At 60.6% G+C, this 4,000-nt stretch carries 5 protein-coding genes; all 5 read right to left on the bottom strand.

All coding sequences use genetic code 11. The features are described from left to right. On the bottom strand, nt 1-282 hold a 282-nt coding region (locus GYA94_RS23785), incomplete at its 3' end, for a DUF7740 domain-containing protein (RefSeq protein ID WP_161893220.1). Nucleotides 283-531: 249 nt separating this feature from the next. Beyond that, nucleotides 532-1,044 (bottom strand): hypothetical protein, encoded by a 513-nt coding sequence (locus GYA94_RS23780; RefSeq protein ID WP_161893219.1) that lies wholly within the window; start codon nt 1,042-1,044, stop codon nt 532-534. Next, nucleotides 1,041-2,672, bottom strand: a complete 1,632-nt coding sequence (locus GYA94_RS23775; protein ID WP_161893218.1) for a lambda-exonuclease family protein — start codon at nt 2,670-2,672, stop codon at nt 1,041-1,043. Before GYA94_RS23775 ends, GYA94_RS23780 begins: the two co-directional genes overlap by 4 nt. Continuing rightward, complete coding sequence (bet, locus tag GYA94_RS23770; RefSeq protein WP_029380609.1) at nt 2,669-3,481, bottom strand: phage recombination protein Bet; 813 nt, start codon at nt 3,479-3,481, stop codon at nt 2,669-2,671. The genes GYA94_RS23775 and bet overlap by 4 nt, the downstream gene beginning before the upstream one ends. Before the next feature lie 298 nt (nt 3,482-3,779). Beyond that, entirely contained in the window at nt 3,780-3,950 is a 171-nt protein-coding gene (locus GYA94_RS27755; protein WP_167524235.1) for a hypothetical protein, read from the bottom strand. Between the last annotated feature and the right edge of the window lie 50 nt (nt 3,951-4,000).

The following is a 4,000-nucleotide window of genomic DNA, read 5'->3' as shown; positions in this document are numbered from 1 at the left end:
CCGGTTGATGATCTTGAGCTCTGCGTCGAAAACCTTGGCGTCATCAGGCTCGCGGGCCAGGCGCTTCATGTTCGGCTGATGCTCCAGGCACACCTTGTCGACCAGGCGCCGGGCAAGCCTGCGCAGGTGGTCGGCGCTGTCGTGCACTCTTAGGCTCAGCGCAAAGGCCAGGGCCACATCGTCAGGCCGGTACTGGCCGCCGCTTCGGGTGATGTACAGCTTTCGCACCGGCCGATTCATCCAGGCCGGCAGGGTGACGACTCCAGAGGGTGCTTTCTGCATTTTGGTTCTCCGGTAGGCCGCTTGGCGGCAGGTGGAATTGTTCTTGCCGCCGGCGCTGGCGGACCAGGTTGTTAATGCGCCTCATGGATGGCACACCTCAATCGGCGTTTTTTTCGTCGAGCCAGACGGCATAACCACCAGTAGACGCTTGTTTCCTCGGTATACGCCCCAAGGCTGACCAGTGGACCTGGCCATGGCCGCCGCGTACTTCACGGCTGGCACAGGCTGAGACATGGTGGCGATCATGGCCTACCCCCGATTCCGCTGGAGCGGGAAATCAATGTCGAATTCGGCAAGAATTCGCGCGAGCCTGCAGTTACCGATGCCCAACTCCAAAGTCACGCCCCACCGGGACTTGCCGGCATCACGCAGGGCAATGATCTTGTCGGCGAGATCACGATCCTCCTGGCTCGGTTCGGCTTTTGCCTTCGCCGGTGTGGCCGGCTTCGGCGGGCTGAAGAACCTGAATCCTCCCCGCGCCGCTACGCCCCAGAGAGCGGTCTTGGTTTCGCCCAGGAGCTTTGCAACCTCGCCACAGGTCATGGTCTTGGCGAGCTCTTCTACCTGAGCTGTGCGTGCCTTGGCGCGGCTTTTACGCTCGCCGCCGCGCTCCTGCTTGACTGGCTTGACCCGCTTTGGCTTCGGCTCAGGGTGCTTGCGCTGCCGAAATGGCACGTACTCGAAACCCTCAAGCACCACAAGCTGACCGCCAGATGCGAAGAAGGCAGCCTTTGCTGCCTCCAGGTCGATTGATGGGTTCATGCTGCCACCTGAATCAGGGTTACCCCCGGAGCGCTGAAATCTGAGCCTTTGGCCGACACGATTGCGTCGAGAGCCTGCCAGTTGACCGTCAGAACGCTGATATGAACCTCGCCACGAGCGACAGCCTGGACGAGCGCCTCGAAGTCCCTGACTTCCGCCTGGAAGAGCTGAGGCTTCGTAGTAGAATCGGTAGCCGCTCGCGACGCTACCTTCGAGGGAGCTTGCGACGGCTCAGCTGCCGCAGGAGCAGCGCTTGTCGTCTGCGGGGCATTCAGCTTGGCGGCAGCCTCTCGATCGGCTCGCTCGCGTTCTTCTTGGCGGATCTGCTCACGCTGCTGCTCGGCCTTTACTTCTTCGCCCTTTTGGTGATCGCTGATGCGGACCTTGATTAGGGCTACCAGGTCATCATTGTCCTTGAGCACCAACTGCTGCGCATCGTTGAACAGGAAGGCGTGATCTTTTGCCAGAGTGCGGAGACTTTCGAGGTTCGCTCGGATGCCATCGCCGATTTGACTGGCTTCGATTTTGGCTCGGGCCAGTTCAGTGTCCGCTGAGTCGCGCAGGCTGGTGATAGTCTTCTTGCCCTTGATGGCGCCCGCGAAGTCGGCTGTTACATGCGGCATGCGCACCTTGCCGCCGAACGACTCGTTGATCTTGTCGATGTGTGTCTGCAGAGCCTTTGCGGCGCCGATTACGATCTCATCCCGAATTGCTACCTTTCTCGCCTTGACCAGCTTATCCAGCTCCAATCGTTTAGCTCTGGCCTGTGCGCTGATTTCGTCGATTGCGCGGAAGAGGGCATCGATTGTTTCGGTCTGACTGAGAGCGTGCTGTTTTGCGGCAGCCAGCCGCTCTTCAACCTCGCCGCACCATTTAACCGTCTTCTCGGCATCGGCGAAGTGCTTGTCCGTCTGCAGATCGGTGTTGATGCTGCTGAACACCGCGAGCGAGTGCGCTTTGAACTGCTCCAGGTTGCTGGCAGTGACCAGGCCAGTTACTTCGATACGGAGGGCGGGAAGCGCCTCTGGGCTCTGGCCGACTACCTCTACTGCTGGTGCTGCTGGCTCGAAGTTGCTGAGGTCATGTTCAAACTGGGTCCAGCCTTCAACAAGTTGAGCGGCGCGACCAGGTACCGGGAAATATTCGAGAGAAACGAAGTTCTGCTCGGTGCCGTCGGAGCACACGAAGATCACCTTCTCAGCGCCGGTCACCAGCAACTGCTGCTCAAGCTGCCAGTAGTAATGAGGCTCAAGCTCGCCCGATCGCACCTGAGCAATCAGCGACTCATTCCAGAGCTTGTGCTCGAACAGCGTATCGCCCAGCGAGGTCATGCCGTCCATGGAGGCCAGCAGATTGTCTTCGGTGCCCACGACCGGGAAGAGATCCTCGCCGATCATTCGCTCGACGATAGGGCGGGCAAGCTCCTCAGTTGCGTGACCGCGGTCGAAGATAACCTGCTGGGCCGCTGTTACCTCCTGAGCGATACCCGTCTTCTTCTGGTGCAACAGCTCAGTGCGGGTTTGATACTTCGAGACGCCCATCATTGCCGGCGCTTCGGAGGCAGTGAAGTACTTGGCCCTGAGGGCGTGCCATTCAGCGCTGCCCTGAGCTACATTGTGGATCTTCATTCGGATACTCCTTCGATGGGCGCCAGGTTCTTGATCTGTTCGATCTGCTGCTCGCTCAGGGTGTATTTGCTGCTGACAGTGGCGATCAGGTGGTCCGGTGAAGACCGGCCAGCCTCTACGGCGGCGCGCCACTTGGGGAGGTTTTCCTGAAGCTTTTCGTCTGGGTAGTCGTCTAGTGCGGTGGGCTCTGGATGAGGTTCTGGCTGCCGCTGCGTGTTCACCTCGCGCGGCCCATCTTCGAACACCTTGCCCTCCATCTCGTCAGCCGTAGGGGCTGATCCGACCTCAGGGAAGGCCTTGCGCAGGGCTTGCGCCTCGGCGCACTTGGCAAGCTGTGCATACGCACGTTTGAGCCACATCGCGTTAGGCGCCATGGTGTCCTTCTTCGCGGTGGCGTAGTTTTCTAACCATCGCTCGCTGGCGGTGAATTCGGCAACATGGCCGCCAGTCATCTGCCGCCTTACGGTGATCCGACACCATTCTGGAAACGTGACCTCCACACCGCCGAGATTCATGGTCACGGCTGGTCCATACTCAGGCTCGCTGATCCCGGCGTATTGCCCAGTACGTGCTGCCTGGATGCGGTAGAGACCGACACCCGGCATAACGGTGTCCACCATCTTTCCGGCTGCCTTGCTCCAGATCGGAACGATGTGCACCGGTTTGAGCATCGGATCAAGCTGGGCAGCCTTGCAGTAGGCTAGGACCATCACTACCGAATTGCGTTGGGCGCCTGGATACAGGCTGCCGCTTAGGACTTCTACGAGCGCATCTTCGCTCATGGCCGGATGCTGATCGGCCTGTTTCATGACTGCGGACATTAGAAAACCTCGCGCCAGGCCGGCGCCGTCAGTTGGAATAGGGAATGCCAGGTCACCCAGGCACGGAGGTACGCTCCAGGCCCTGGCTGCGGTGGATGGTTGCGCGCTCTCGCCGCTTACGCTCCCGAATGGGTACGGTTATCCCGAAGGGCCGCCGTGCTCGGCTACGTGATTCAGGAAGTGATGCTGCCGGCTAGGGCGCTGGCAAGCATGAAGGCGGTGCAGGCGAAGAGGGCAGAGAAGGAGCCGCGCCAGATCACCAGGCGGCGGGCGCGCTGGTATCGGGTCATCGCGCTGGCCTCACGGCGATCTGCCCAGCCTTGAGCGCCGCGACGATCTCTGGCCGCAGCTGCTGAACTGGAAGTTCGCGGGGCACGCCTGCGCCGATGATGGCCAGGCTGCGCTCGATCTGCTCAAGTTGCTCGTCAATCAGCGATTTGACCGGTGCAGTGCTCATGAGAACCTCCGGGCTTGCTGCTCCCACTGCCGGTGATCGTGAGCGATCAT

The sequence above is a fragment of the Pseudomonas juntendi genome, assembly GCF_009932375.1.
Taxonomy (GTDB): Bacteria; Pseudomonadota; Gammaproteobacteria; order Pseudomonadales; family Pseudomonadaceae; genus Aquipseudomonas; species Aquipseudomonas juntendi.
The sequence above is the reverse complement of the archived record's forward strand: the minus strand, read 5'-3'. Positions and strand labels throughout refer to the sequence as shown.